Raw genomic sequence first — 491 nt, 5'->3', positions numbered from 1 at the left:
CTGCTGGTGAACCCCACCGGCCGGTTCGAGATCGGCGGCCCGATGGGTGACGCCGGCCTGACCGGCCGCAAGATCATCATCGACACCTACGGCGGCATGGCCCGCCACGGCGGCGGCGCCTTCTCCGGCAAGGACCCGTCGAAGGTGGACCGGTCCGCCGCCTACGCGATGCGCTGGGTCGCCAAGAACGTCGTCGCCGCCGGGCTGGCCGGCCGCTGCGAGGTCCAGGTCGCCTACGCCATCGGCAAGGCCGAGCCCGTCGGCCTGTTCGTGGAGACCTTCGGCACCGCCAAGGTCGACGTCGCCAAGATCGAGCACGCCATCGCCGAGGTCTTCGACCTCCGCCCGGCCGCCATCATCCGCGACCTGGACCTGCTGCGCCCGATCTACTCCCAGACCGCCGCCTACGGCCACTTCGGCCGCGAGCTGCCCGACTTCACCTGGGAGCGCACCGACCGCGTCGACGCCCTGCGCGCCGCCGCCGGCCTGTA

The 491-nt window shown here is 72.5% G+C and carries 1 protein-coding gene; it reads left to right on the top strand.

The window, feature by feature from the left end; translation table 11 throughout:
• Positions 1–491, top strand: a 491-nt coding sequence (locus LG632_RS30035) for a methionine adenosyltransferase domain-containing protein (protein WP_226731087.1), incomplete at both ends; no start/stop codon positions are given.

The organism is Streptomyces antimicrobicus (genome assembly GCF_020532625.1).
Taxonomy (GTDB): Bacteria; Actinomycetota; Actinomycetes; order Streptomycetales; family Streptomycetaceae; genus Streptomyces; species Streptomyces antimicrobicus.
Note: the sequence above shows the minus strand (reverse complement) of the source record. Positions and strands in the feature narration are given on the sequence as shown.